Consider the following 24,092-nt stretch of genomic DNA (forward strand, 5'->3'; position numbering starts at 1 on the left):
CCGCCCCCACCCTTGTCCGAGGCGCGTTCCGTGCTTGAAGCAGGCGCGGGGCATGCGCTCGGGGGGTTGAGGGCATGGCTGACGGGGATCCACATCCCCCTGGGAGCACCGCGCCGGGAGGGTCCTCGTCGGAAGACTTCGAGGACTCCTTCCTGCGAGCGGTGGCTCAGGGGCCCACGCTGTCGTTCAAGCCCGTTGCCGGCGAGCGGCTGGGGGGCACGGACGGACAGCGCTTCGAGATCCTCTCGGAACTGGGCGAGGGGGGCATGGGCCAGGTGCTGCGGGCGTACGACGCGGAGTTGCAGCGCGTGGTGGCGCTCAAGTTCTTCCATTCCCGGAGCGGCGCGCAGGAGGCGGGCGCGCTGGAGCGCTTGCGGCAGGAGGCGCGCGCCATCGCCCAGCTGGATCACGAGAACGTCCTGCGCATCTTCGACGTGGCGGAGTGGCGCGGCGCGCCCTGGGCGCCCCGCGTGCCCTTCCTCATCATGGAGTGCCTGGAAGGCGAGTCGCTCGCGGCGCTCTTGCGCCGGGAGGGCCGCCTGGGGCTTCGCCAGGCGCTGGAGGTGATGGGCGGCGTGGCCGCCGGGCTCGCGCACGTGCACGGCCGCCACCTCGTCCACCGCGATCTCAAGCCGAGCAATGTCTTCCTCGGACCCCGGGGGCGGGTGACGTTGATCGACTTCGGGCTCGCCTGGTCCCAGGCCACCGAGGTGTCCTCGGCCCTCCCGCCCATCGCCGGGACGCCGGCCTACATGTCTCCCGAGCAGTGGCGGGGCGCGGCGCAGGACGCGCGCAGCGATCTCTGGTCCGCGGGCCTGCTGCTGTACGAGATGCTCACGGGCGCGCCGCCCTATCCGTTGGACCGCGTGGACGGGCTGCGCGCGTGCATCACCTCGCCGGAGCCCGTGCCCTCGGTGCGGCGGCACTGTCCCGAGCTGCCCGAGGAGGTGGAGGCGCTGGTGGCCGCGCTGTTGATGAAGGCGCCCGCGCAGCGCCTCGCCTCGGCGGCGCGGTTGGTGGAGCGGCTGCGCCAGTTGGAGGAGGCGCTGGGGCCCTGGCGCGAGGCGCCCCGGGAGGTGGTCGCGCAGCGCCGCTCGGTGACGGTGATGGCCTGCCACCTCGGGGGGGCGCGGGGCGCGGGCGGGCCGTTGGATCCCGAGGAGCTGGGCGAGTGGGAGGCGCGCTTCCACCAGCACTGCTCGGAGATCGTCCAGGCGCACGGCGGCTCCATCACGGCTTGCATGGGGGACGAGGTGCTGGCCTGTTTCGGCTACCCCGTGGCGCACGAGGAGGACGCCGAGCACGCCGTGGCGGCGGGGCTCCGGCTGGTGGCGGGACCCTTCACGCTCCAGGTGGGCCTGCACACGGAGACGGTGGTGCTGGATGACCGGCCCGCGGAGCTGCGGGGCGGCGCGCCCACCATTCAAGGCGAGGCGCCCCGCGTCGCGGCGTGGCTGGCCCGGGGGGCCCGTCCCGGGAGCGTGGTGCTCAGCGCGGCCACCCAGGAGCTGAGCCAGGGCGCCTTCGAGTCCGAGGGGCTCGAGCCGGGCGCCTTCGAGGGCCTGTCCGGGGTGCGGCCCCTGGGGCGCTGGCGGGTGGCGCGGGCCCGGGCCACGGTGTTCCGCTTCGATCGCACGCGGGCCACGGGCGCGCTCACGCCCCTGGTGGGCCGGGAGGCCGAGCTGCGGCGGTTGCTCGGTGCCTGGGAGCGGGCCCGCGAGGGCCAGGGCGCCTTCGTGCTGGTCTCCGGCGAGGCGGGGCTCGGCAAGTCGCGGCTGTTGCAGGAAGCCCGGCAGCGGGTGTCGCGCACGCCGAGCATCGTCCTGCGCTGCCAGTGCTGGAGCCAGTTCTCCCAGAGCGCCTACCACCCCGTCGTCGAGCTGCTCCAGCGGCTCTTCCGCCTGTCCCCGGAGGGCTCGCCCGAGCACCACCGCCACGTCGTGGACGCGCGGCTGCTCGAGCTCGGCCTGGACGCCGCCCAGTGCGAGCTGCTGGCCGCGTTCCTCTCGCTGCCCTCCGAGGAGGCCACGCCGCGCTTCGCCCTCGCGCCCCACCAGCGCAAGGAGCGCACCCGTGAGGTCCTCCTGACGCTCCTGCTGCGCCTGGCGCGCGAGCGGCCCGTGCTCGCGGTGGTGGAGGATCTGCACTGGGCGGACCCGTCCACCCGGGAGCTGCTCGCGGCGGTGCGCGAGCGGGTGGGACAGGCCCGGGTGCTCCTGCTGGCGAGCACCCGGGAGCCGGAGCGGGAGGCCGTGGGGACGGACTCACCCGCCTTCCACCACCTGGCGCTGGAGCGGTTGTCGGCGCCGCTGACGGCCCGGATGGTGCGGGAGGCGGCCGGCATCCCCCTGAGCGAGGAGACCGTGCACCTGCTCGTGGACCGGACGGATGGGGTGCCCCTGTTCGTGGAGGAGATGGCGTCCCGGCTCGCCGCGGGGGCCGCCGTGCCGGCCCTGCCGCTCACCCTGCAGGGCCTCTTGCTGGCCCGCATGGACGCGCTGCCCGGACCGCTCAAGTCGCTCATCCAGCTGTGCGCCGTGGTGGGCCGTGACTTCACCTGGGACTTGATGACGTCGCTGACGCGGCGCGCGCCGGCCACGCTGCGCCAGAATCTGGAGGCCCTGGTCGCCTCGGGCCTGCTGCGGCACGGGGAGGAGGCCCTCGCGAGCGACGCCTACCAGTTCCGCCATGCCCTCTTCCAGGAGGCCGCCTATCAGTCGCTGCCCCGCGGCCCCCGGCGCCACCACCACCGGCGCATCGCCCAGGCCCTGGAGGAGCAGCTGCCCGAGGTGGCGCGCAACCAGCCGGAGCTGCTGGCCCATCATTATACGGAGGCGGGGGTGCCCACGCGGGCCCTCGAGTTCTGGCGGCGGGCGGGCCTGCGCGCGGTGCTGCGCTCGGCCAACGCGGAGGCCGCGAGCCACCTGCGCCAGGCGCTCACGCTGCTCGGCACCCAGCCGGACACGCCCGCGCGCGCCGCCCAGGAGCTCCAGTTGCTCACCGCGCTGGGCATCCCCTTGTCCCAGGTGCGAGGCCTCGCCGATCCCGAGGTCAAGCGCACCTATGCGCGCGTGCGCGAGCTGTTTCCCCGCGTGGGGGACGCGCTGCCCGCGCTGGAGCTGTCCTACTGGGGCCCCTTCGCCTACTCCTACTCGCGCGGCGAGTACCGCGAGGCCTACGTGCTGGGCGAGCAGCTCGTGGACGTGGGCTCGCGGCAGGCCCACCAGGAGCTGCTCGCGCTGGGCTACCGGATGATGGCCACCATCCTCTTCACCTGGGGGCGCATGCGCGAGGCGCTCGCGTACGCGGAGCGCGCCGTGACGTGCTCGGACTTCTCCCTGGAGGAGCACCGGCGCCTGGCGGTGCGGCACTGGGTGGATCCCACCGCGGTGGCGCTCGCGCACGCGGCCGTCATGCAGACGGCGGTCGGCCAGGAGGCCCAGGCCCGCGCCCGCGTGGAGGACGCGCTGCGGCTCGCCGAGCGCATCGGCCACCCCCAGACGCGCGCCTACGTGCGCATCTACGGCGCCGTGTCCCGGCAGATGGGCGGGGACGCGCGGGGCACGCTCGAGCTGGCCGAGGCCTGTCTGGCGATCGCGAGCGAGCGCCGGGAGCGGCTGCTGGTGGAGTGGGTGACGTGGGCGGGCCTCATGCGCGCCTGGGCGCTGGCCGAGCTGGGCTGGCCCGAGGAGGGCCTGGAGGGGATGCGCGCGGGACTGGGCCGCTGGCGCATCGCGGGCCTGCACGCGGGCCTGCCCTACCACGTGGGCCTGCTGGCGCGGGTGCACGTGCTGCGAGGGCGCCCCGCGGAGGCCCTGCGCGCGGTGGGCGAGGCGCTGGCGCGGGCGGAGGCCACGGGGGAGCGGTTCTACACGGCGGAGCTCCACCGCTTCGAGGCCCAGGCCTGGCGGGCGCTGGGCGACGAGGCGCGGGCCCGCGGGGCGCTGGAGCGCGCGGTGTGGTTGGCGCGGGAGCAGGGCGCGGCGCTGTTCGAGCGGCGCGCCACGGGGCTGCTGGCGCTGCACGACGAGGCTCCCGGGAACAGGGACGTCCTGACGGGGCCCGGGGTGCCCGAGGGACAGGAGGAAGCGGGACATGCACGCGGATGAACGGGAACGGTTGGAGCGGGACATCCAGGCGCTGAGCCAGGCGGGGGACGTGGGGGGCGCGGTGGAGCGGGCCCTGGAGGGCTACGGGCCGGAGATCCTCCGGTTGATGATGGCGATGCTGCATGACGCCGATCGAGGCCACGAGGCCTTCAGCGTCTTCAGCGAGAACCTGCTGCGGGGCCTGCCCGGCTTCCGGTGGGAGAGCGCCTTTCGCACCTGGGCGTACCGGCTGGCGCGCAACGCGTGCATCCAGGTCCTGCGGGCCCCGGCCGTGCGGCGCGAGCAGCCCATGAGCCTGTCGGCGATGCCCGAGGCCCCCCTCGCGGCGCGCTCGGACACCCAGCCCTGGCAGCGCACGTCGGTGAAGGAGCGCTTCCGCGCGCTGCGCGAGAGCCTGGAGCCCCAGGAGCGCCTGCTGCTGTCGCTCCGGGTGGATCAGCGGCTGTCGTGGGAGGAGGTGGCGCGGGTGATGGCGGAAGGCGAGGAGGCCCTGTCGGGCGCGGCCCTCAAGCGCCGGGCGGCGGCGCTGCGCCAGCAGTTCCAGCGCGTCAAGGAACACCTGCGCACGCTGGCGGAGCGGGAAGGACTCGTGGGCTCGGACTCGTCCGCCTCGCCGCCCTGAGGCCCCCGAGCAGCTCGTCCACGGCGCGCTCGAACACCGGGAGGTCCGCGTCCTTGGGCAGGAAGCACCGCACGCCGGGCGCGTGCGGGTCGGCGGCGCTGCTGTGCATCAGCACGGGCACGTCGCGCAGGCGCGGCTCCCGGGAGAGCCACTGGCTCAGCTCGCCCCCCGTCATGCGGGGCATGTGGCAGTCCGTCACCACCAGATCGGGCCTCCGGGCCCGTGCCAGCTCCAGGGCTTCCTGTCCGTCCCGGGCGCGCACCACCCGGTGCTCCATCAACTCGAGCACGTCCGCGAACAGCGCCAGATCGTCGGGCTCGTCATCCACCAGGAGAATGATACTCATGGCCTCCACCTGTTCCTTTCTCACCCCTCACCCGGAGGGAAGCCCCGGGTCCGGGCTGTGACGGGCGGAGGCGCTCACGCGGGGGCCGACGCTCCTTCCGGCGCGGAGACGGCGCGCGACGGGGAGGGGCGGCGCGAGCGCTCGATGAGGTGCTCGGCGAACCGGTCGGCGAGGGCGGCGATGGTGAGGCTGGGGTTGGCGCCCGTGGGCCCCGGCATCACCGCGCCATCCGCCACGTAAAGGCCCGGATGGTTGAAGACTTCTCCATGCGCGTCCACCACGCCCTCGGCGGCCGAGCGGCCCATGGCGCAGCCCCCGAGCGGGTGCACGGTGATGATCCGGCTGAGGTAGCCGAGCGGGTCCTGGACGAAGCGCCCCTCCAGCACGCCGGCGACCCGGGCGAGCATGTGCCGCACGCGCTCGAAGTAGGCCGCCGAGTCCTTCATCTTCCAGTCCACCGTCAGCCGCGCGTCGTCGTTGAGGGACAGGCGCCCGGTGGGCAGGTCCCTCCCCATGGCGAGCAGCGGCAGGGAAGAGGACGAGCCCACGCAGTCGCCGATGGCGTCGGCGATCTCCGCGCCCACGTCGGTGTCCCGGGTCCACCCGAGCCACCCCCGGGCGAGCCGGAGTCCCAACCGGGCGAAGCGGCGCGCGACGGCGAACTGGTTGGCGCCCTCGTGCAGCCAGTTGATGAACTCCGGGTGGCCGGCGTCCTGGATGTAGAAGCCCCGGCCGGTGCCGCCCTCGAGCGCGTCGCGGATGTGCAGGGCGCTGGTGATGACGGGGCCATGGCCGCCATCGAGCAGCCGGGGCTCGCGGCCGCCCTTGCCCTGCTGGACGCACTTGGAGACGAAGGCCAGCATGTCGCCGTTGCCGCTGAAGCGCTCGCCGAGCCGGGCGCTGAGTCCGGGCAGGGCGTCGCGGTTCTTGAGCAACAGGTACGTGGTGCCGAACGTCCCCGCGGCCAGCACGAGCTTGTCCGCGGAGATCCGCCGACCTGGCTGGCGCGAGGGCGGCACCCGGGGCGGCGCGCCCTCCTGGACGTCCGAGTGATCGAGGTACTCCACGACGTAGCCCTCGCGCTCGCGCCAGAAGGAGCGCACCTCGGCGCGCACGCGCAGCTCGGCCCCGGCGCGCTGGGCGGCCGACAGGTACGTGTAGTCCAGCGTGTTCTTGCTGCCGTAGTTGCAGCCGATGTCGCACTCGCCACACAGCCGGCACGTCAGGCGGGTGCGCCCGTGCAGGTTGCCGTGGGGCTCGTGGATGGGCTCGCCGGGAACGGGGGCCTCGCCGCGGTTGCCGAAGGTGATGGCCAGGGGGGGCAGTTGCCAGTCGGCCTCCAGGCCCAGGCGCTCGGCGGCGAGCTTCATGGCGATCGTCTTCGCGGTGTGGCGGTAGGGCTCCTGGGTGAAGGGGTAGCGCTGGGCGTCGAGCATCCGCTCCACGGCGTCGTAGTGCGGCTCCAGGTCCTCGCGCGTGACGGGCCAGTACTCATAGGTGCCCTCGCGCGGATCCTCCCGGACGAAGGTCTTCTCGTCCTTGCGCAGCAGCACGTTGGCGTAGATGAGCGAGCCGCCGCCGAGCCCGCTGGCCACCACGCCCGCGAGCCCCGGAAAGGACCAGAGGTTGAACAGGCCGTGCAGGCCCTGCGGGGGGTCCCAGAAGTTGCGGCGCATGGCGTAGGGGCTGCGCGGGAACGAGCCCGGGGGATAGGCCTTGCCGCGCTCCAGCAGGCAGACCCGGAGGCCCGCGTCCGCCAGGCGCCAGGCCATCACCGAGCCGCCGAAGCCGGAGCCCACGATGATGACGTCGAAGTGCTCTCGTCGTGAACGCATGTGCGGGCTCCGTGCTCAGGGAAGGAGGGGTTCGGCGGGGCCCGGACGCTCGGCGGCCCGGACGCGCGGGGCGTACAGGTCCCACAAGCCCCCGAGGAAGAAGTGGCCGAAGCGCAGCCGCGCCTGGAGGCCCGCCACGCCAGGTCGGCAGGAGCCCATGGACGCGATGAGCTCGAGCACCTGGGAGACGCCCATGGACAGCACGCCCGCGGCGACCACCTTGCCGCGCTCGTCCTCGCCCTCGTGCAACTGGCAGAAGAGCCGGGTGGTGTCGTGCCACAGGTCCCAGCCCCGGTCGTCATGGAGCGTCTTGGTGCCGGACAGCAGCCAGGCGCGACCCGCGTGCGAGAAGGGCAGGGCGTAGGTCATCAACCGCACCCGGGGCGCGTCCCCCGGCCGGAACAGGTTGAAGCACCCATGCTCCACGGCGAGCGCCTCGGGGCCGAAGACGGGCGAGGAGATGCGGGCCACGAGCCGCGCGGTGTGCTCGGGCCGCTCGATGAACGCCACCACGTCGTCGATGAGCGCGGTGGCGTGGAAGGTGAGGGGCGTGCGCCGGCCCCGCGCGGCGCCCCGCAGGGGCTCGGTGTCTCCCCAGGACATGCCCCCCGACAGCGTCTCGTGGAAGAAGACGTCGGGGGCGGAGGCGAGCAGGGCGAGTCGTTCGTCGGGAGTCATGCGCACGCTCCTAGACAGGCCGGTCGAGCTCGGCCTGGATGAGGGGAAAGACATCCCGGGCCGCGTTCTTGCCCATGAAGACGTCGAGGTGGCCGTAGCCCGGCAGCACGTGCAGCGAGTGGTAGCCGGGCCGGTGGCGCGAGAAGGCCTCGTAGGTGCGCCGCTGGCTCTCCGCCTCGAAGCAGTGGTTCACCCGGCCCGCCAGGAAGACGAAGCGCGCATCGGTCCGGGGCGCGTGCCGCACGATGTCCCGGGGCAGCTCGGGAAAACGCCCGGTGAGCACCAGATGACCCTCCTCCACGCTCTGGAGGATCTGCACGAAGAAGGAGAGGGGCACGTGGGCGAACTCGTACGTCAGCCACGCATGGGTGCGCTCATCGAGGTTCTCGTGCTGCCAGAGCGTGGGGTGGCCCACGCCGTAGATCTGGCTCACCATGCGGCACACGGTGTTGTCGCATTCGGAGTGGGTGGCGCGCGTGAGCAGGGTGAGGAGCCGGGGCAAGAGGCCCTTGGGCTTCAGGCCCCACTGGGGATCGAGGTAGGGCGTCAGCCGGGACAACAGCGGGATGAGGTGGCGCAGCTTGCGGCGGGCGGCGGGCGGCATCACGGGATGCAGGGAGACGGCGTTGCTGATGACGAGGGGCACCTGGGGCAGCAGCCCGGCGATGGCCGCCAGGACGAAGCTCATGGCGCCCTGACAGTGGACGATGGCCTTCACCTGGCGCGCGCCCGTCTCGCGCACGATGGTCTCGACGGCGCGGGGGTGGTCGTGGAGGGCGGCCTCGTCGAGCGTCCACTCGTTGGGCGCGACGTCGATACTCGCCCGCCAGTTCTCCAACCAGACGTCGTAGCCGTCGGCGATCAGGGCATCGACGAGCGTCCGCCGCGTGGGCGGCCGGAAGATGTTGGCCCGGACCCCGGCGCCATGGACGAGCACCACGGGACCCCGGAAGGGCGCGCGAGGGCCGCGAACCCGGATGAGGTTCAGGGGCGTACCATCACCCGCGCGGAAATCGATGATCTCCTCGCGAGGTGGGGAAGAGGCGGTGGTGTGACAGAGCATGATGATTTCCCCCAGATGAGATGAATGGCGACGCCCGCTCCCGGTGGCACGGGGCGTATGGCTCGTCCGCCCGCCCGCGGACGCGGAGCGCGGAGAGCCGCCAGGGGGGAGGGAGTGGACTCGGGGACGATGTGACGGGAAGCGGAGGCTGGGCGAGGCGCCGACGCCTCATTCCCTCGACAGCCGGTCCACGTCCTTGAGCAGGGTGGGGACGCGATAGGGCCCGTGCATCGTGCGCACGTGCTCGGCGGCCACCCGCGCGTCCAGGCCCACGGCGGTGACGTAGAGCGGACGCGTGGCCTCGCCCCGGGACACGGGGGTGGCGAAGTCGGAGCCCTTGAACGCCGTCTTGGCCACGCCGACCACGGGGACACGACGGCCGAGCACCTCGTACAGGTGCGCGCCCAGTCCCCGCTCGTTCGCGGCGCCCAACCAGACATAGCCGTCGATGATCACGGCCTCCAAGGCGTGCTCCACCTGGGCGAGCAGGGCGAGCACCACGGGCAGCTCACGCTCGTAGAAGTGCCCGGGCTTGTACTCCGCCGGGGACGGCAGCCGCACCACGCGCCGGTCCGTGGCCACGGCCGCGTCCCAACTGGGGAAGAGCAACAAGGCGCCATGGGCCTCGTGCTCCAGGTAGTGGACATCGACACAGGCGAGCATGCCGGTCACCTTGTTACTCGCGCTTGAGGATGATCCCGTCGTCGCTCACCGCATAACTGACGCCGAGGTCGACCGCGTTCGAGTCCAGTCCGCAGCGCTCCCCCTCCTCGGGCGTGAAATGAATGAAGGTCAGTCCTTCTCCGCGAACGACCCACGCGTCGTAGTTCTCGATTTTCTGCAGACAACGCACCAATGCGTCCTCGTGCGTGGATGCGCCCGAGCCCGGAGGGCGGAAGTCGTCCATGGCGATTTGAAGTGCCTTGAGCTGGGAGCCCGTCACGGCGGTGGCGCTTTTCCCCCACTGCGGGAATTGAATGCGCTCAGCCACTTCCGGAGGCGCGATGGGCGCCTTCCGATGAATATGGACGCAGCCGCTGGACAGCAGGAGCGAGAGGCCGACGACAAACGAGCGCACGTCATTTCCCCTTGTGATTCGCCGACGACCTCATTGGAGGGCAATCTACCACTCGGTGTGCCACCGACTCCTTCTCGGTGCGCGGACGCGCAAGGGGATCCATGAGCCCAAAGAACGACGTGCTTGCTCGACAGGTGGCTCGGTTGCTTGGCTGCCCAGCAACTCCCCAGTAAAACCCGGGCGATTCTTTTTTGCGCCACCACGTGCGGCCAAACAGGTCTTGGGCTTCGCGCGTCGAGGGGCATGCTTGACAACGGTTCGAGGTCGATAAAGAATGCCTGAACGGGCGTCTCACCCACGCCTAACCCTCATTGGCTCTCCGTGCGGAGCCTGTTCGAAGGGCTAAGGGGACTCTGTCCTCGGGTGGTTGTTGCGGCCCTTATGGGCGGCAGGCGCGGTGCACGGACCCTTGGCCTTGCCATGCCCTTGGGAGTTCGCTGTGAACGGGAACAAGAAGCAGAAGAAGCAGGCTCGCGAGCGCGCTGCTCGCAACGGTGAGTCGTATCATGATGCGTTGATGCACGTGCGTGCCAAGTGCGCCCGTTGCGACGATTCGCCCGCGAATCCTCAACCTGAGGTGGATCCGCTCCAGTCAAAGCGGCTGACCTGTAGTACGTCCCTGGCGGGGTCCATCAAGCCCATGACCGCAGTGCTTGACTCTCCGGCTATGAATGCGGCCCGGCGGTGGGCGGAGTCGCCGGTCATGAAGATGGCCCAGCGCATGGGTGAATCCCCGGGCATGAAGCTGGCATGGCAGTGGGAGGAGTACTCTCTCTCGAAGGTGACCCGGCAGTGGGCGGAGTCGCCGGTCATGAAGATGGCCCAGCGCATGGGTGAATCCCCGGGCATGAAACTGGCCCGGCAGTGGGATGAGTATTCTCTCTCAAAGGTGGCCCGGCAGTGGGCGGAGTCGCCGGTCATGAAGATGGCCCAGCGCATGGGTGAATCCCCGGGCATGAAACTGGCCCGGCAGTGGGATGAGTACTCTCTCTCAAAGGTGGCCCGGGAGTGGGAGGCGTCCCCCCTGATGAAGGCGGTCCGGCGCATGGAGGAACTCCCTCTCACGAAGGTGGCTCAGCGCCAGGATTAAGCTCTACGGCGGGTAGCAACGGGCGCTGACGTCCACCCATCAGTACCCAAGGGGGCTTTCTAGCTGGACCCCTTGGGTACGAGACGAGCGACCCATCCAGGTCCTCCAGGAGCCCCGCTGGGCTCACGTCGCATCCTCCCGCTGAATTCCTCTGGGCTTCGGCTCGCGTCATTCCCATGGTCCGCCAGGGACCTGCCCGATATGGGTGGGCGGGTGGTCTGGTTCGTGCTCACGGAGGCCATGGGGGGAATGCGGGGGGGGGAGATCCTCGGTCGTCACATGCTCGTGTGCCCCCGGGGAAAATTTCGACCCAATTTCTGGGAGGTGGGTCTATGGGCGTTGACAGGCGATGGGAACTGGCGGCGAGACTCCAGCGAGCGGAGCGGGCATTACAGGAGGTCCAGCCGGGGCTTGATGAATCCGAGGGAACTCGGATGCGCTATTTGGGTGCTCGGGTGGAACACGCGGAAGCCAAGCGGGATGCCGTGGAGGCGTTGCTCATGCAAGCCCTGACCACTGCGCTCCCCCCTTTCAATCACAATCAGACTTGCATTTATTTCAAGCCAGACATATATCGGCCTCGAAAGAGAGGAGAAAACATATGTCAAAGCTCTACCCCACTGCGAACAACACGCAACACAGCTACGGGTTGCCCGCTTTCGAGGAGCGGGACGGGAAGCTCTACCCCACTGCGAACAACACGCAGTACATCTACGGGTTGCCCGCTTTCGAGAAGCGGGACGGGAAGCTCTACCCCACTGCGAACAACACGCAACACAGCTACGGGTTGCCCGCTTTCGAGAAGCGGGACGGGAAGCTCTACCCCACTGCGAACAACACGCAGTGCAGCTACGGGTTGCCCGCTTTCGAGGACTGGGACGGGTAGCCAAGTAGTAGGGGTCCTGACGCCCTCATGGTTGGTCCCACGAGTCCCCTCTGGACGCCAGGACCTCCAGGAGTGCAATCACCCCGGAGTTCGTGCGTAAGCTCGGGGAGGCGCCCACGCGGCCCTCCGAAGGAGCCGTCCCTCATGAAGAAGCTGCTGGTGTTCGTCGTGCTGCTGGCCGTGGGGGTCGGGGCGGCGTACCACTTCGGACTGCTGTCTCGCCTGGGCGTCCGGGTCCGGTTCATCCCCAAGGATCCGGCGCTGCTCGCCTACTTCGGCCCGGACACCCGCGAGCTGCTGGTCGTCCACTCCACCGAGCTGGACATGCCCCTGGACACGAAGACCCAGGAGGAACTGGACCGGCAGGTGAAGGACGTCCACGCGAAGACGGGCGTCGACACCCGCGAGGACCTGGACTCGCTCGCGGTGACCACCGGGCTGGCCGTGGCCCGAGGGCGCTTCGACTGGGCGCGGCTGTCCACCTACCTCCAGTCCGAGGGCTACACCCTCACCGAGCTGGAGGGCGTGCCCACGGCGGTGAAGGCCCAGGCGGCGGACGTGGCGCTCGACGGGCACTACCTGCTCGTCGGTCCCCAGAACCTCGTGAGCCAGGCGCTCGCGCTCAAGCGCCAGGGCGGTGGCCTCGGGGATGACAGCCCCCTGGTGAAGGCCCTGGACACCATTGGCTGGAAGCACGGCATGGTGGGCGGCCTCGTGTCCGGCTCTCGCCTGCCGGATCTCATGGGCAAGACGGGAATGCTCCAGTCGCTGCTGGGCGCGTTCGACGTCACGCCGGAAGGGCTCGACCTGCACGGCACCGCCCTCACCGGCGGCGAGAAGCAGGGCCAGGCCCTGCTCAAGCTGTTGGAGTTGGGACGCTCGGTCCTGCTGCTGACCACGGGCATGGAGACGGCGGAAGAGCAGCGCCTGCTGGCCGACGCCCTGCGCAAATCCGAGTTGAAGGCGGACGCCCAGGGCGTGGTGACCGGACACATCCGTTTCCCCCATGCGCTGGTGGATGCGACGTCCGCGAGCTACGCCCAGGCCGACTTCTCGGGCCACTTCCAGAAGCTGAACCAGGCCGCCGCGGACGAGGAGGACAGCCCCTCGGCGGTGCGGCCTCCGGCGCCGCGCCCGTCCGTCGTCTCCCCGCCCGTCACGACCGGAGTGCGGGCGGCCCCGGGCCCCGTGGACTGGAAGCCGCCGGTGCTCGGCCTGTTCCTGTTGGTGATCGTGCTGGTGACGATGGGCGCCCAGAGCCGTCCGGGCATGTTCAACGTGCTCTTCCACCCGCTCTACCTGCTGCCCTTCGCGGTCGCGACGATGGGCGTGGTCGTGTTCCGGTGGACGGGGCACGCGGGCGGCGTGTTCGACGTGCTCGTGCGGCCCATGCCCGAGTGGCACCGCCTCGTGTCCTATCCGCTGGCCCAGCCCGTGGCGCTGAGCGCCGCGGTGCCGCTGGTGTTCGCGGTGCTGTCGGGGGTGATGCCGTGGCTGCGGCGGTTCGCGGCGGGGCTCGGGGTGGGCTTCAGCGCCTGGCTCGCGGTGGAGGCGTTCTCCCATCCGCCGCTGGCGCTCATCCCCCCGGCCTACACGCAGTACTGGTACGCTGGCAACGCGCTGATGGCGTTGGTGCTGGCGCGGCTCGCCTTGCCGCCGCGCCAGGCCGCGAGAAGTACCCGACGTCCGTGAACCATCTTCCGAGGCCAGTCACATGCCCAATGTGAAGTTTCCCGTGGGGACGTGGGTCAACATCTTCACGCAGGACAGGCTCTGGGGTGGCCTCGTCGAGACGCACGAGGAGGACAAGACCCTGGTCAAGGTCTTCTACCTCAAGGCTCGGAAGTCAGACCCGAGCAAGCGGAAGATGGCCGTGAAGTACCTTCTCGTGCCCAACGAGCAGCTGTGGCTCAACAAGCTCGAGCAAGCGAAGCCGGGCTATCACGCCCTGATCAGCAAGCTCCAACTGGGGCAGACGGCCAACCCCGTCACGCCCTACACGGGACAGGAGGACGTCTTCTTCCATGTCTCCTCGATGAAATACATCGAGTCCATCGCGCGCAATGGACTGCAGCCCTTGACCTCCATCCAGATGGCCGTCACGGGGGCCGATGCCGCGAGAAGCGTCGACGCGGCGAACTGGAAGAGCTACGGCCAGGGGGTCGTGGGGGCCCAGCTGGGGTCGGGCGGGAGTTTGACGGAAGGGCTCACGGGCCCCCTGGGCTCCTCGGTCTATCTGGCGAAGAAGGCGCACGGACTGGCGATCTACATCTCCCTGCGGGTGCGGCTTGGCGAGGAGCCGCTGCTCCTCACGGTCAAACGGGACAAGCTCCCGCTGCCCATGACCGTGGATCCCAACAACGCGGCGGATGCCGTGCGCTATCCGGGAGTCATCAGGCCGGAGTGCATCAACGTCGTGAAGCATTGGGACGACCGCCAGGCCGCGCAGCTCTACGAGCTGATCAGCATCAAGCAGACCTTCGGCGAAACGAGCATCCCCGAGATCTTCGAGCTGGAGGGAGTCCTCGTCGACAAGGTCTTGAAGAACCACACGGCCTACTCGGAAGCGCTCAAGACCACGGCCTTCACGCTCAAGAAGAAGCAAGAGGAAGCCCTGCTGCGGGACGAGTTCCTGCCTCCCGAGGGCATGGAAGACGCGGAGGAAGTCTCGAGTCTGGACGACTTCGAGGCACGGCTCAAAGCCCTCCGGAGCTGACGCGAGCGAGGGCCGTGCTACGGGTAGTAGAACCCGACGTTCATGAAGTAGGCCTTGTGCCACAGATCGTCGCCGCCCACGCCCAGGCCATCCACATACGAGCCGGTGTACGGATCGTTCCTGCCGAAGCGGAACTCCGCCGCGATCCACCACCGGTCATACAGGAAGAACGAGGTGCCCGCGAAGGCGCGATGCGAGGTCTTGAACGCCGCGTTGTCCTTGGTGAAGACGCTGTAGTTCAAGTACGGCCGCACGCCGCTGATGTGCTCCCACGAGCCCGGCACGCTGTAGCTGAGGTCGACCGAGAGGAACGTCCCCCGGGTGGCCACGTTGAAGGAGCCGCCGAAGCCGCCCAGGGTGATGAGTGAGGTGTTGCCGTCCGGATTGCGGGGGTTGATCCGCTGCAGGCCGCCCTCGACCATGCCGCGAAACCCGCCATGGTTGCCGACCCAATGGAGCGCGGCGGCCACGCGGCTGCCGGACGCGTTGAGATCCAGGTTCTGGATCCGGGAGTACAGCCCGGAGGCACCGAACTCGGACGAGCTCTTCTCCCCATGGAAGAGCGTATAGGCCACGCGCCCGACGAACTGGTGCCGCTCGCGGCTGTTGGTGCCGCCCTCGACATAGCTGTCGTGCTGGACGAAGCCGATCGAGTACCGGTTCGCGTCCCGGGTCGGGCCGAAGTAGCTGCCCCCATCGCGCAGGTTGTAGGCTGCGGCGACCTGGAGCGCGCCGCCGACGTAGTTGTATTTGACGCCGACGTTGTGCACGTCCTCCAGGCCGATGACATTGGCCAGGGTCTGGTAGAACGAGCTGCTCACCCAGGGAAGGATGCCGAACGGCACTTGGTTCATTCCCAGGGTGAGCCTTTGCCTGTCGGTGAGGTTGTAGCCCAGGTACGCGAAGGTGACGTAGTTCTCCTCGCCCAGGTTGGTGGTGTCTGGGTAGCCGCGGGCATTGACGCCCCCGTAGAAGCGGTACTGGAAGGCGCCGAAGAAGGTCGGGGAGTCATACCCGAGGTTCAGCCAGGCCACGTCCCAGGAAATGCCGCTCGTCGGTCGGGGCGCGTCCAGGGTGACATCCGCGCGGAAGCGCAGCGCGCCCCCCAGCTTCAACGTCCCCTCACCCAGCTGGAACACCCCGAAGGGGGCGTCATCGGCCCTGGCGGCGGCGCCGGAGAGCAGGCTCAAGGCGCCTGCCAGCAGCGCGCGGCCGCGCCCGGTTCTTGGCGTGTGGCTCATGCCCTCGTCTCATAGAGCGTCGAGGCCGAGGGCGCGAGCGCGAAAGCACGGGGGACTTCAGGGGATCTTGTCGCACCGCATCGCGTTGTCGGCCGTATTGGTGCAGGTGGGGCTGCTGCTCACCGCACAGACCGCATCACACTGGCGCTCGAACCAGCTGGCGCCGAGGGTGTACCCCGAGGGGCACTGCAGACCACAGGCCGTGAACGTCGTCTGGTCCGGGTACGGCTTGGCGCAATTGACAGACAGCTTGGGCGTTCCGGCGAGGTCGCAGTTGGTTCGCTCATAGTATTGGGTCACGAAGCCGCCTTCCGGACAGCCTCCGCCGCACACGGAGTAGGTGCCTGATGCGGGGATCGGGTAGCACGCGATGGCGTTGTGCGCCTCGCAGGGGCCACAGCGGTAACCGTCGTCGGGGGCGCAGTAGTAGAAGCTGACATGGGGACAGGTGGCGTTGCAGAGGGAGGACTCCACCGTTTCGGTGGACTCGACCGCGTCTGGGTCCGAGCGGGTCGCGGCGGAACCACACGCGGTCAGGAGCACCATCACCAAGGGGAGCGTGAGCAGGGACTTCATCGACAGGCCTCGTTTCAATGGGAGCGCGTTCAGGCGCTCTCGTGGGGGGTGAGACGGAACGCCGCGCGCCTCGCGCGGCGGTGGAAGCCAGGAGGTCAGTCCCCGGGGGGAGGACAGCCCTCCTGGGAGTCGCGGCGCTCGAGCCAGCCATCGTTTTTCTGGCGCAGCTCCCGGGCCCGTTTCGAGCCCAGCTTCTCGGCCAGGGCGCGCTCGTAGGCATCGCCCAGGCCCAGGGTGAAGCGAACCAGACGCTCGGCGGGCGTCATGCCCGAGGGGTCGGACGGTGGGCTCTGGAGTCCCGCCCGCTCCCGGGCCAGCCGCTGATAGGCCTGCTGGAGGCTGAGCTCCGGAGACTTGTCGCGGATCTCATACTGGAGCGAATGCGCGGCCAGCACCTGTGCGCTGTCCTCGTCCCCCGTGACCTCGACGTAGATCGCCCTCAGCTGCGTGAGCGCCCAGGCGACGAAGGCCTCGTGGACGTCCTGGACCACGGCCAGCTCCGCCTCCGTGACGCCCAGCTCCGCCCACTCCCCGGCGTTGGGAAGATGAGGCCGCTGCTGGAGACTCGGTGCATCCCAGCGCAGCCGGCACTCCTTCGCCAGCTGGAGCAAGGTCTCGTGGCTCGGGTTGAGCCACGCGCCGGCCGAGGGCCGCCGCGCGCCCGGACGGGACTGCTCCAGCAGGCGCACCCGCTCGCGCAGGGACTCCAGCTCGGCCCCGGAAGCGTCCTCGCGGGGGCGCGACACGTGCGGGCCCCCCGAGGCGACGCCCGGGCTCTCCCCGGCGTGCTCGGACCCGGGCTCGGGGAGGCGCCGTGGCGCACGGTCCGCGAGCAGCTCCGCCCGCTCTCCCGCGCTCACCTCGGTGGTGTGGAGCAGGTGCGTGACGGCGACACGGCCCTCTTGCACGCTCAGGAGCGCCCGGGACGCGGGGGACGCGGGGACCTCGAGGGTGAAGCACGTCCCCCGGACCACGACCTGACCGGAGGGGGTGTCCACCCGGAAGTCGGAGCCAGTCTCCACGCGGTAGAAGACGCGCCCCACGGACTGCTGCACGTGCACGGCGCCTCGGCGGCCCAGGCTCCAGCGCAGCCGCGTGCCGGGCTCGGCGACGGCGAGCGCGGACGGGCCCAGGGCGATCGTCTCGCGCCGCGTGAAGTCCCGCTCCCCGGCATGGGGCGGCCCGAACTCGCGCAGGGCCCACCAGGCCCCCGGCAGCGCGAGCAGCAGCACCGCGGCCACCGCGGCCAGCCGCCTCCAGGGCGGACGGCGCTCGGGCCGGGGGGCCAGGGGGAGCCGGGCGAGGACGCGGTCCGCGAGCCCGGGCGGGGGCTCGGGGACCTCGAAGGCGGAGAGATCCAACGACTCGGGATCGCGAGCGGGAGGGTCAGCCATGATGGTGCTCCAGGGCCGTGCGCATGGCCGCGCGGGCACGCGCCAGGCGGCTCTTGAGGGTGCCCAGCTCCAGGTCGAGGATCCCGGCGATCTCCGCGTACTCCAGACCATGCAGCTCGCGCAGGACGAGGACCGCGCGCTGGTCCGGGGGCAGCTGGCCGAGCGCGTCGCGGATGGCCTGGCCCAGGGCGCGGCGCTCCACGAGGGAGTCGGCATGCAAGGGGCTGGAGACGGGCAGCGCCGCCAGCTCGTCCACGGCGACGACGAGGGAGGGTCTCCGCAGCTCGTTGAGCGCCAGCCGGGTGGCGATGGTGAGGATCCAGGTGGAGAGCTTCGCGGCGCCCTGGGGCTGGAAGTCCGGCAGGGCGCGGTAGACGCGCAGGAAGGTCTCCTGGGTGCAGTCCTCCACCAGCGCCCCGCGCCCGCTGGGCACCAGCAGCCGGTAGAGCAGGGCGTGGACGGGCTTCTGGTGGTGGAGCACCAGGGCCCGCATGGCGTCGGCGTCCCCGCGGCGGGCGCGCTCCACCACGGCGGGCGCGAGCTCGCTGGGGGTGCTCCGAGGGAGGGGCGTCTGTGGACCGAGGACCGCCAGGATGGGCATTTCAGCGGGTTGCACCCGCCAGGGTCCAAAAGGTTCCCGGCGGGATTTCATTTTCCGCGCGGCGTGCCCCGCCTGCCTCCATGGAGTTCGGCGTCACCGGACGAACACGGGGGCGAACAGCTCGACGGTGTAGGGCACGGCCACCGCGCCCGGGGCCTGGATGCGCACGAGGAACGCGCCGCCGTGTTCGGCCCGGAGGAGCCGCACCTCGCCCGCCGCGCGCTGGGCGATGTCTCCGGGCGCGTCCAGGGGCAGGGGCCGGCCTTCCACGTCCAGGAGGTCGACCTCCAGCGCGCCCCGGGCCGCCTCCCAGTGCACGCGCACTCCCGCCGGGTGGCAACAGTCCCCCCAGGCATGCAGCCAGTTCGCCACGCCCGGACGCGCCACCTGGTCCTCGAGCGTCAACGGTCCATGGTTGAAGACGTGCGAGCGCGGAGGGGTGGCCAGGGCCTGTTTCCGCGGGTCGTCATCCCCTCGCGGGTCGTCCGTCCGTGCGGCCTGCACGGAGGCCACGGGAGGCGGATGCCGACAGCCCGGGCCCATGAGGGCCCCGAGCCCCAACCCCAGGCATCCCAGGAACACCGTCGACAGCGTGTGGCGTCTGACTTTGGACGTGTGCATGGGAATCTCAGCGGAACGTATCGGCGAGTCGGGGAGGGGGCTCGGAGGGAGGTCGCGGATGGGACCTCTCCAAGACTACCCCGACGCTCCGTCCCGTCCGTGGGTCTCGCCTACTTCGTGTAGCCGCTGGTCGTGACGGGCTTGCCTTCCTTCAGGCGGGAGTCCCGCGTCTTGTCCGCCGCGTGCTGCACGAGCTTCTGGTACGGGGCGTCGTTCGTGAAGCCGTTGAACAGGCGCTTGGCGTTCTCGCCGTTGACCATGGAGGGCTTGGTGTTGCCGAGGATGCTCACCTGCGCCGTCAAGGGCAGCGAGCAGGCCCCGTTCTCCTTGAACACCGCCGGGTGCATCTGGATGAAGTCGTCGTAGACGTGGTCCGCGCCCTGCGTCTTGAGCAGATGGGTGGCCGCGCGGTGGAGCGTCTCGCGGTTGGACTCGCTGTAGGTCCGCGCCTCCGGCTGCGTGTACGACGCCTCGGCGTCCTTGAACTGCTTCTGGACCTTCACCATCTCCTGCCACTTGTCGGCGTTGGCCGGGTCGGCCTTGGCCATCTTCGCGTAGAAGTCGTCCTGGCCGATGGAGGCCTTCACGTCCTGGTAGCCCGGCGTGGACGGCTTCGGCGACGGGGACTGCGTCTGGGGGGAGGGGAAGGACGGGCGCTGGGGCTGGGAGAAGCCGAGGATCCGCTTGAGCATGGTGGACTCCGTGTGTGTGTCTTTTGAGTAGATTGTCGGCGCAAGGCGCCGAACGTTGCGCATCCACACACAGCATCCTCCCACTGACCGATGCTCCCCCTGTCGGCTCAGACCATGCCGCCGTTCACGCGCAGCACCTGGCCGTGGACCCAGCCGGACTCCTCGCCCACCAGGAAGGCGACCACGCGCACCATGTCCTCCACCGTGCCCAACCGCTCCATGGGGGCCCGCTTGATGATGGCGTCGATCAACTCCTGGGACTTGCCCTCGAAGAACAGCTCGGTGGCCGCGGGGCCCGGGGCCACCACGTTCACCCGGATGTTCCGCCCGCGCAGCTCGTTGGCGAAGACGCGGCTCATCGTCTCCACGGCGGCCTTGCTCGCCGCGTACACGGCGTAGCCGGGGTTGAGCGTGCCCACCACGCTGGTGGAGACGTTCACGATGCGCGAGCCCGCGGGCATGCGCTGACTCGCCTCGCGCAGGGTGTTGAACGTGCCCCGGACGTTGATGGACATGATGCGCTCGTAGAGGGCGTCGCTCGTCTGCGCGATCGTCTCCTGGTGCTGGCCCACGCCCGCGTTGTTCACCAGCACGGTGACCGGCCCCCACGTGCGCTCCGCCACGTCGAACAGGTGCTTCGCCTCGTCGGGCTTGGAGACATCGGCGCGCACGGCCAGCGCTCGGCCGCCCGCCTGGGTGATCTCCCGCACGACCTCGGCGGCCTGTTGCTCGTTGCTCGCGTAGTTGACGAGGACGGCGCGGCCCTCGTGCGCCAGCCGCACGGCGATGGCCCGGCCAATCCCGCGCGAGGCTCCGGTGATGATGGCGACATCCGTGGTCTTCTCGGGGGTCTTCATGGGGATTCTCCGTGAGGAAACCGGGCCTCCAGGGCCCGGACACACGGCATGAATACGGGCGCGCCGTCGTTCAGGGAAGGCGAACGCCGTGGCTTCTCCATTCAAAATCCATGAACAATGGGGGATGGATCGTCTGGACGAGATGCGCGTCTTCACCCGCATCGTCGAGCTGGGGAGCTTCTCCAAGGCGGCGAAGGATCTGCGCATGCCGCGCGCCACGGTCACGCTCGCCGTGCAGCGGTTGGAGGCGCGGCTCGGCGTGCGCCTGCTGCACCGCACGACGCGCGAGGTGAGCGTATCGGCCGAGGGGCAGCTCTTCCACCGCACCTGCACGCGGCTGCTGTCGGACCTGGAGAGCGCGGAGGCGGAGCTGGCCCCGGGCGGTGCGAAGCCGCGGGGCACGGTGCGCGTGCACATGGTGGGCAACATGGCGGCGAACATCGTCATCCCCGCGCTGCCGGAGTTCCATGAGCGCTACCCGCAGGTGGACGTGGTGGTGGGCACGGGGGACCGGCCGGTGGACCTCGCGCGAGAAGGGGTGGACTGCGCGCTGCGCGGGGGCACCGTGGACACGCCGGGGCTGGTGGTGCGGCGCTTGCCGCCCATGCCGCAGGTGACCTGCGCGAGCGCGCTCTACCTCGCCCGGCGCGGGGAGCCCCGCACCCTGGAGGCGCTGGAGGCCCACCACGCGGTGAACTACCTGGAGCGCGCCACGGGCAAGCCCTACCCCCTGGACTTCGTGGTGCGGGGCGAGCCACGCGCGCTCGTCCTCGCGGGGACCCTGACGGTGACGGAGTCCGAGGCCTATATCGCCGGGGGCCTGGCGCACTTCGGCCTCATCCAGGTGCCGGCCTCGGGCGTCGCGAACCACCTGGCCGAGGGGCGGCTGCGCGAGGTGCTCGCCCACGTGCGTCCGCCCCCGTTGCCCCTCGCGCTGGTGCACCCCTACCAGCGCAAGGTGCCCCCGCGCGTGCGCGTGTTCATGGACTGGCTCGTGGCCCTGCTCGAGCGGCACTTCGGCGCCGCCTCGCCCGCGCGGACGGGGGACGGGTAGCTACTTGGACTCGACCCGCCCGAGCGGCTGGGCCGTGTCCGTCAGCGCCCGCTGCGCGTCCTTCCAGGCGGGGTCTCCCGGGTAGAGCGCGGAGCGCAGGTAGGCCCAGGACAGGCGCTGGACGGCGGCCACGCGCGCGGGGTTCTCGTCCGTGGTCTCGGCGACGTCGTACCCGGAGACGCCGCCCAGGCCGTGCTCCGCGCCGAACAGGGTGAGCAGGGACTTGGGGCCCGGGGCGAGCGTGTAGGGATCCGCGTGCCAGGAGGGGCCCGCGACCGTCAGGTGGGTCGAGTCGTCCTGGTCGCCGGCGACCACGAGCGTGGGCGTCGTCATCGTGGAGAAGTCGGTGGTCGAGAAGAAGGAGTAGTTCTCGGCCGCGAACGCGCTGAGGGCATCGCCCCGGCCGGGCGCGGCGAGCAGCACGCCGGCTTTGATTCGAGGCTCGGCGAGGGTCACGTCCGTGCCGCCCGGGAGCGCCTTGCTCCGGGCGCCGAGCAGCAGGCTCGCGGTGTGTCCGCCCATCGAGTGCCCGAGGACGGCCACCCGGCCGCGGTCCACGCGCCCGGCGAGCCCGAGGACGGCGCCCTCGATCATGTCGAGCTGATCGAGGATGCGCGTCATGTCCTGGGCCCGCGAGCGCCAGTACAGGGGCGCATCGGGCACCTCGGGGCCGAGGCTGAGCGTCTTCGAGTCCAGGTGGGTGGGCTGGATCACGACGAAGCCATGCGCCGCGAAATAGTGGGCGAGCGGGGCGTAGCCGTTCAACGACGAGAGGTGGTTGGATCGGCCGTGGCCGTGCGAGAGCAGGAGGATGGGCAGGTGGCTTCCGGTCACGGGCGCGGAGACGCGCACCTGGAGGTCGACGCCGCGGCCGGGGGCGGGCAGCACGAGGGGGCTGACCGAGAGGACGGGGGTGGGGGCGTGGGGCGCGTTCATGACTGCTTCTCCTGGTACGCCCGCACGTGCGTGGACGCGTCGGGCTGGGTGTAGACGTCTCCGCGGGCGTTCAGGGCGGCGTCGCACACCACGTGCGCGACCTCTTCCGCCGTCTGGGGCGCGCCGCTCACGGCGGCGAGGGCCTCGGCGGGAAGCCGCGCGCTCGGCGCCGTGGGCTGACCCAGCGCGTTGCGGCCGAAGTCGGTCGTGATCCGACCGGGGTACACGACCACCACGCGCAGGTGAGGATGCGAGCCCGCCAGCTCCATGCGGAACGCCTCCGAGAGCGACATCATCGCCGCCTTGGACGCCGCGTAGGCCGCGCGCGGAGGCAGGGGGATGCGGCCGAGCAGGGACGACACGTTCACGATCGCGCCCGTGCCGCGGGCCTGGAGGTGGGGCGTGACGACCTGCATGCCGTAGAGCACCGACTTCAGGTTGTCGCGGATCATCGCGTCGACGTCGTCGTCGGTGATCTCCAGCAGGGGGCGGCCGATGCCACGGCCCACGTTGTTGATCCAGATGTCGACGCGGCCGAACCGCGCGAGGGCCTCGTCGAAGAGGCGTTGCACGTCATCGCGCTTCGTCATGTCGGCGACGACGGCGAGGGCCTGGCTCCCACACCGGCGGGCCACGTCGCCCAGGGGGCCGGCGCGGCGCGCGGCCAGGACGACCGAGGCGCCCCTCCGCGCGAGCTCCTCCGCGACGGCGGCCCCCACGCCTCCACTCGCTCCAGTGACGACCACGACCTGCTCCGAGAAATCTCGATGGCTCATGCTCACGGTCGTACCTCCCGCCGCCGCGCGGGGATTGGAAGGAACGGACATTTCACTCGGGCCCTCCCCAGGCTTGAACGGCCGCAGTGGACACACGAGAATGCGAGGCCACGCATGATGGACACCGCCGCCGTGAGGTCGCCGCTCTCCCGCTTCGTCGAGGACGTTCGTGCCATCGTGGCCACCGACGGACGCGCCCAGCCCGTGGACCGTCTGCCCGATGGGCGGACGACCCTGGTCTTCCGGGCGCTCGAGGAGGGGCGGACGGGGGACGTGTGCGTCTCGGGTCCCCGCACGCGGGCGCTGTTCAAGAACGCCACCGGCGTCACGTGGGCGGTGATGATCCAGTTCAAGCCCGGCTGGTCCACGCCGATGCTGGGGGTGGCCGCGAACGCGCTGACGGACCGGATCGTCTCCGTGGAGGACCTCTGGGGCCGCTCGGGCGAGGACCTCCGCCTGGAGCTCCTCGCGGCGCGGGGCCTGCCGGAGGTGTTCGACCGGCTCACCCGGGCGCTCGTCCCGCGGCTCCAGCAGGCGGAGGAACCGGCATCGGCCCGGCTCGCCCGCCGCGCGGTCCGCCTGTTCGAGGGCGAGGAGGTGCGGGTGGAGAGCGTGGCGGAGCGGCTGGGCGTCACGGCGCGGCATCTGCGCCGCGCCTTCACGGAGAGCATCGGCATCGGGCCCAAGGAGTTCGCGCGGACCGTGCGCCTGCGGCGGGCCCTGGGGATGGCGACGAGCGCGAGGGACTGGGGGCGCATCGCCGTGGACGCGGGCTACTACGACCAGGCGCACCTCATCACCGACTTCCGGGAGCTCGTCGGGCTCACGCCGGGCGCCTTCCTGAAGCGCGCGGACGAGGCGAGGGCCGCGCGTCACGACCCGCTGGAGCACCTCGGGAGCGCGCCCCCCTGAACGCGGGGT

The 24,092-nt window shown here is 70.8% G+C and carries 23 protein-coding genes; 8 read left to right on the forward strand and 15 right to left on the reverse strand.

The window, feature by feature from the left end:
* Window positions 1-161: 161 nt before the first annotated feature.
* Both I3V78_RS39940 and I3V78_RS20875 read left to right on the forward strand, forming a co-directional pair.
* Window positions 162-4,109, forward strand: coding sequence for a protein kinase domain-containing protein (locus tag I3V78_RS39940; protein ID WP_204490218.1), 3,948 nt, complete (start codon window positions 162-164; stop codon window positions 4,107-4,109).
* Window positions 4,096-4,731 (forward strand): RNA polymerase sigma factor, encoded by a 636-nt coding sequence (locus I3V78_RS20875; RefSeq protein ID WP_204490219.1) that lies wholly within the window; start codon window positions 4,096-4,098, stop codon window positions 4,729-4,731. The genes I3V78_RS39940 and I3V78_RS20875 overlap by 14 nt, the downstream gene beginning before the upstream one ends.
* Here I3V78_RS20875 and I3V78_RS20880 read toward each other — a convergent pair.
* The 6 genes from I3V78_RS20880 to I3V78_RS20905 form a co-directional block, all read right to left on the reverse strand.
* Window positions 4,658-5,077, reverse strand: coding sequence for a response regulator (locus I3V78_RS20880; RefSeq protein WP_204490220.1), 420 nt, complete (start codon window positions 5,075-5,077; stop codon window positions 4,658-4,660). The two genes, I3V78_RS20875 and I3V78_RS20880, sit on opposite strands and share 74 nt — an antisense overlap.
* 74 nt (window positions 5,078-5,151) lie before the next feature.
* Window positions 5,152-6,912 (reverse strand): GMC oxidoreductase, encoded by a 1,761-nt coding sequence (locus I3V78_RS20885; protein ID WP_204490221.1) that lies wholly within the window; start codon window positions 6,910-6,912, stop codon window positions 5,152-5,154.
* 15 nt (window positions 6,913-6,927) lie between these two features.
* The gene (locus I3V78_RS20890) at window positions 6,928-7,590 is read right to left on the reverse strand and encodes a hypothetical protein (RefSeq protein WP_204490222.1); all 663 of its coding nucleotides are present in this window, start codon (window positions 7,588-7,590) and stop codon (window positions 6,928-6,930) included.
* A gap of 10 nt (window positions 7,591-7,600) precedes the next feature.
* The gene (locus tag I3V78_RS20895) at window positions 7,601-8,653 is read right to left on the reverse strand and encodes an esterase/lipase family protein (protein ID WP_204490223.1); all 1,053 of its coding nucleotides are present in this window, start codon (window positions 8,651-8,653) and stop codon (window positions 7,601-7,603) included.
* 168 nt (window positions 8,654-8,821) lie between these two features.
* Window positions 8,822-9,316, reverse strand: coding sequence for an endonuclease V (locus I3V78_RS20900; RefSeq protein WP_204490224.1), 495 nt, complete (start codon window positions 9,314-9,316; stop codon window positions 8,822-8,824).
* A gap of 13 nt (window positions 9,317-9,329) precedes the next feature.
* The gene (locus I3V78_RS20905) at window positions 9,330-9,731 is read right to left on the reverse strand and encodes a hypothetical protein (RefSeq protein ID WP_204490225.1); all 402 of its coding nucleotides are present in this window, start codon (window positions 9,729-9,731) and stop codon (window positions 9,330-9,332) included.
* Between the two features lie 703 nt (window positions 9,732-10,434).
* Here I3V78_RS20905 and I3V78_RS20910 point away from each other — a divergent pair.
* From I3V78_RS20910 to I3V78_RS20925, 4 genes are all read left to right on the forward strand, one after another.
* Window positions 10,435-10,821 (forward strand): hypothetical protein, encoded by a 387-nt coding sequence (locus tag I3V78_RS20910; protein ID WP_204490226.1) that lies wholly within the window; start codon window positions 10,435-10,437, stop codon window positions 10,819-10,821.
* A 601-nt stretch (window positions 10,822-11,422) separates the two neighbouring features.
* On the forward strand, window positions 11,423-11,707 hold the full coding sequence (locus tag I3V78_RS20915; protein WP_204490227.1) for a hypothetical protein: 285 nt from the start codon (window positions 11,423-11,425) through the stop codon (window positions 11,705-11,707).
* 144 nt (window positions 11,708-11,851) lie between these two features.
* The gene (locus tag I3V78_RS20920) at window positions 11,852-13,399 is read left to right on the forward strand and encodes a DUF5942 domain-containing protein (protein WP_204490228.1); all 1,548 of its coding nucleotides are present in this window, start codon (window positions 11,852-11,854) and stop codon (window positions 13,397-13,399) included.
* A 22-nt stretch (window positions 13,400-13,421) separates the two neighbouring features.
* Window positions 13,422-14,423, forward strand: a complete 1,002-nt coding sequence (locus tag I3V78_RS20925) for a hypothetical protein (protein WP_204490229.1) — start codon at window positions 13,422-13,424, stop codon at window positions 14,421-14,423.
* Between the two features lie 17 nt (window positions 14,424-14,440).
* Here the strand turns inward: I3V78_RS20925 and I3V78_RS20930 are convergent, their stop codons facing one another.
* The 7 genes from I3V78_RS20930 to I3V78_RS20960 form a co-directional block, all read right to left on the reverse strand.
* Window positions 14,441-15,664 carry a porin family protein gene (locus I3V78_RS20930; RefSeq protein WP_204490230.1) on the reverse strand — a complete coding sequence of 408 codons (1,224 nt, stop codon included), beginning with the start codon at window positions 15,662-15,664 and terminating at the stop codon, window positions 14,441-14,443.
* Window positions 15,665-15,721: 57 nt separating this feature from the next.
* Window positions 15,722-16,240 carry a hypothetical protein gene (locus tag I3V78_RS20935; RefSeq protein WP_204490231.1) on the reverse strand — a complete coding sequence of 173 codons (519 nt, stop codon included), beginning with the start codon at window positions 16,238-16,240 and terminating at the stop codon, window positions 15,722-15,724.
* A 95-nt stretch (window positions 16,241-16,335) separates the two neighbouring features.
* Complete coding sequence (locus I3V78_RS20940; protein ID WP_204490232.1) at window positions 16,336-17,634, reverse strand: FecR domain-containing protein; 1,299 nt, start codon at window positions 17,632-17,634, stop codon at window positions 16,336-16,338.
* On the reverse strand, window positions 17,627-18,250 hold the full coding sequence (locus I3V78_RS20945) for a sigma-70 family RNA polymerase sigma factor (protein ID WP_204490233.1): 624 nt from the start codon (window positions 18,248-18,250) through the stop codon (window positions 17,627-17,629). Before I3V78_RS20945 ends, I3V78_RS20940 begins: the two co-directional genes overlap by 8 nt.
* Before the next feature lie 78 nt (window positions 18,251-18,328).
* Entirely contained in the window at window positions 18,329-18,856 is a 528-nt protein-coding gene (locus I3V78_RS20950; RefSeq protein WP_204490234.1) for a hypothetical protein, read from the reverse strand.
* 110 nt (window positions 18,857-18,966) lie between these two features.
* Window positions 18,967-19,548 carry a hypothetical protein gene (locus tag I3V78_RS20955; protein WP_204490235.1) on the reverse strand — a complete coding sequence of 194 codons (582 nt, stop codon included), beginning with the start codon at window positions 19,546-19,548 and terminating at the stop codon, window positions 18,967-18,969.
* A 107-nt stretch (window positions 19,549-19,655) separates the two neighbouring features.
* The gene (locus I3V78_RS20960) at window positions 19,656-20,405 is read right to left on the reverse strand and encodes an SDR family oxidoreductase (protein WP_204490236.1); all 750 of its coding nucleotides are present in this window, start codon (window positions 20,403-20,405) and stop codon (window positions 19,656-19,658) included.
* 124 nt (window positions 20,406-20,529) lie between these two features.
* Here I3V78_RS20960 and I3V78_RS20965 point away from each other — a divergent pair, with 124 nt between their 5' ends.
* Window positions 20,530-21,459 (forward strand): LysR family transcriptional regulator, encoded by a 930-nt coding sequence (locus I3V78_RS20965; protein WP_204490237.1) that lies wholly within the window; start codon window positions 20,530-20,532, stop codon window positions 21,457-21,459.
* Here the strand turns inward: I3V78_RS20965 and I3V78_RS20970 are convergent, their stop codons facing one another.
* Together I3V78_RS20970 and I3V78_RS20975 are read right to left on the reverse strand one after the other, a co-directional pair.
* A complete protein-coding gene (locus I3V78_RS20970; protein WP_204490238.1) occupies window positions 21,460-22,395 on the reverse strand; it encodes an alpha/beta hydrolase family protein in 936 nt (311 codons plus the stop codon).
* Window positions 22,392-23,171 (reverse strand): SDR family oxidoreductase, encoded by a 780-nt coding sequence (locus I3V78_RS20975; protein ID WP_204490239.1) that lies wholly within the window; start codon window positions 23,169-23,171, stop codon window positions 22,392-22,394. The genes I3V78_RS20970 and I3V78_RS20975 overlap by 4 nt, the downstream gene beginning before the upstream one ends.
* Before the next feature lie 132 nt (window positions 23,172-23,303).
* Between I3V78_RS20975 and I3V78_RS20980 the strand changes: the two genes are divergently transcribed.
* Entirely contained in the window at window positions 23,304-24,083 is a 780-nt protein-coding gene (locus I3V78_RS20980) for a helix-turn-helix domain-containing protein (protein WP_338023691.1), read from the forward strand.
* Window positions 24,084-24,092 lie beyond the last annotated feature (9 nt).

The organism is Archangium primigenium, assembly GCF_016904885.1.
Lineage (GTDB): Bacteria > Myxococcota > Myxococcia > Myxococcales > Myxococcaceae > Cystobacter > Cystobacter primigenius.

Excerpts from the sequence above, each read along its gene's own strand:
- I3V78_RS20875 (WP_204490219.1), top strand. The coding sequence starts at position 4,096 with ATGCACGCGGATGAACGGGAACGGTTGGAGCGGGACATCCAGGCGCTG.
- I3V78_RS20880 (WP_204490220.1), bottom strand. The coding sequence starts at position 5,077 with ATGAGTATCATTCTCCTGGTGGATGACGAGCCCGACGATCTGGCGCTG.
- I3V78_RS20885 (WP_204490221.1), bottom strand. The coding sequence starts at position 6,912 with ATGCGTTCACGACGAGAGCACTTCGACGTCATCATCGTGGGCTCCGGC.
- I3V78_RS20890 (WP_204490222.1), bottom strand. The coding sequence starts at position 7,590 with ATGACTCCCGACGAACGACTCGCCCTGCTCGCCTCCGCCCCCGACGTC.
- I3V78_RS20895 (WP_204490223.1), bottom strand. The coding sequence starts at position 8,653 with ATGCTCTGTCACACCACCGCCTCTTCCCCACCTCGCGAGGAGATCATC.
- I3V78_RS20900 (WP_204490224.1), bottom strand. The coding sequence starts at position 9,316 with ATGCTCGCCTGTGTCGATGTCCACTACCTGGAGCACGAGGCCCATGGC.
- I3V78_RS20910 (WP_204490226.1), top strand. The coding sequence starts at position 10,435 with ATGAAGATGGCCCAGCGCATGGGTGAATCCCCGGGCATGAAGCTGGCA.
- I3V78_RS20915 (WP_204490227.1), top strand. The coding sequence starts at position 11,423 with ATGTCAAAGCTCTACCCCACTGCGAACAACACGCAACACAGCTACGGG.
- I3V78_RS20920 (WP_204490228.1), top strand. The coding sequence starts at position 11,852 with ATGAAGAAGCTGCTGGTGTTCGTCGTGCTGCTGGCCGTGGGGGTCGGG.
- I3V78_RS20925 (WP_204490229.1), top strand. The coding sequence starts at position 13,422 with ATGCCCAATGTGAAGTTTCCCGTGGGGACGTGGGTCAACATCTTCACG.
- I3V78_RS20930 (WP_204490230.1), bottom strand. The coding sequence starts at position 15,664 with ATGAGCCACACGCCAAGAACCGGGCGCGGCCGCGCGCTGCTGGCAGGC.
- I3V78_RS20935 (WP_204490231.1), bottom strand. The coding sequence starts at position 16,240 with ATGAAGTCCCTGCTCACGCTCCCCTTGGTGATGGTGCTCCTGACCGCG.
- I3V78_RS20940 (WP_204490232.1), bottom strand. The coding sequence starts at position 17,634 with ATGGCTGACCCTCCCGCTCGCGATCCCGAGTCGTTGGATCTCTCCGCC.
- I3V78_RS20950 (WP_204490234.1), bottom strand. The coding sequence starts at position 18,856 with ATGCACACGTCCAAAGTCAGACGCCACACGCTGTCGACGGTGTTCCTG.
- I3V78_RS20955 (WP_204490235.1), bottom strand. The coding sequence starts at position 19,548 with ATGCTCAAGCGGATCCTCGGCTTCTCCCAGCCCCAGCGCCCGTCCTTC.
- I3V78_RS20960 (WP_204490236.1), bottom strand. The coding sequence starts at position 20,405 with ATGAAGACCCCCGAGAAGACCACGGATGTCGCCATCATCACCGGAGCC.
- I3V78_RS20965 (WP_204490237.1), top strand. The coding sequence starts at position 20,530 with ATGGATCGTCTGGACGAGATGCGCGTCTTCACCCGCATCGTCGAGCTG.
- I3V78_RS20970 (WP_204490238.1), bottom strand. The coding sequence starts at position 22,395 with ATGAACGCGCCCCACGCCCCCACCCCCGTCCTCTCGGTCAGCCCCCTC.
- I3V78_RS20975 (WP_204490239.1), bottom strand. The coding sequence starts at position 23,171 with ATGAGCCATCGAGATTTCTCGGAGCAGGTCGTGGTCGTCACTGGAGCG.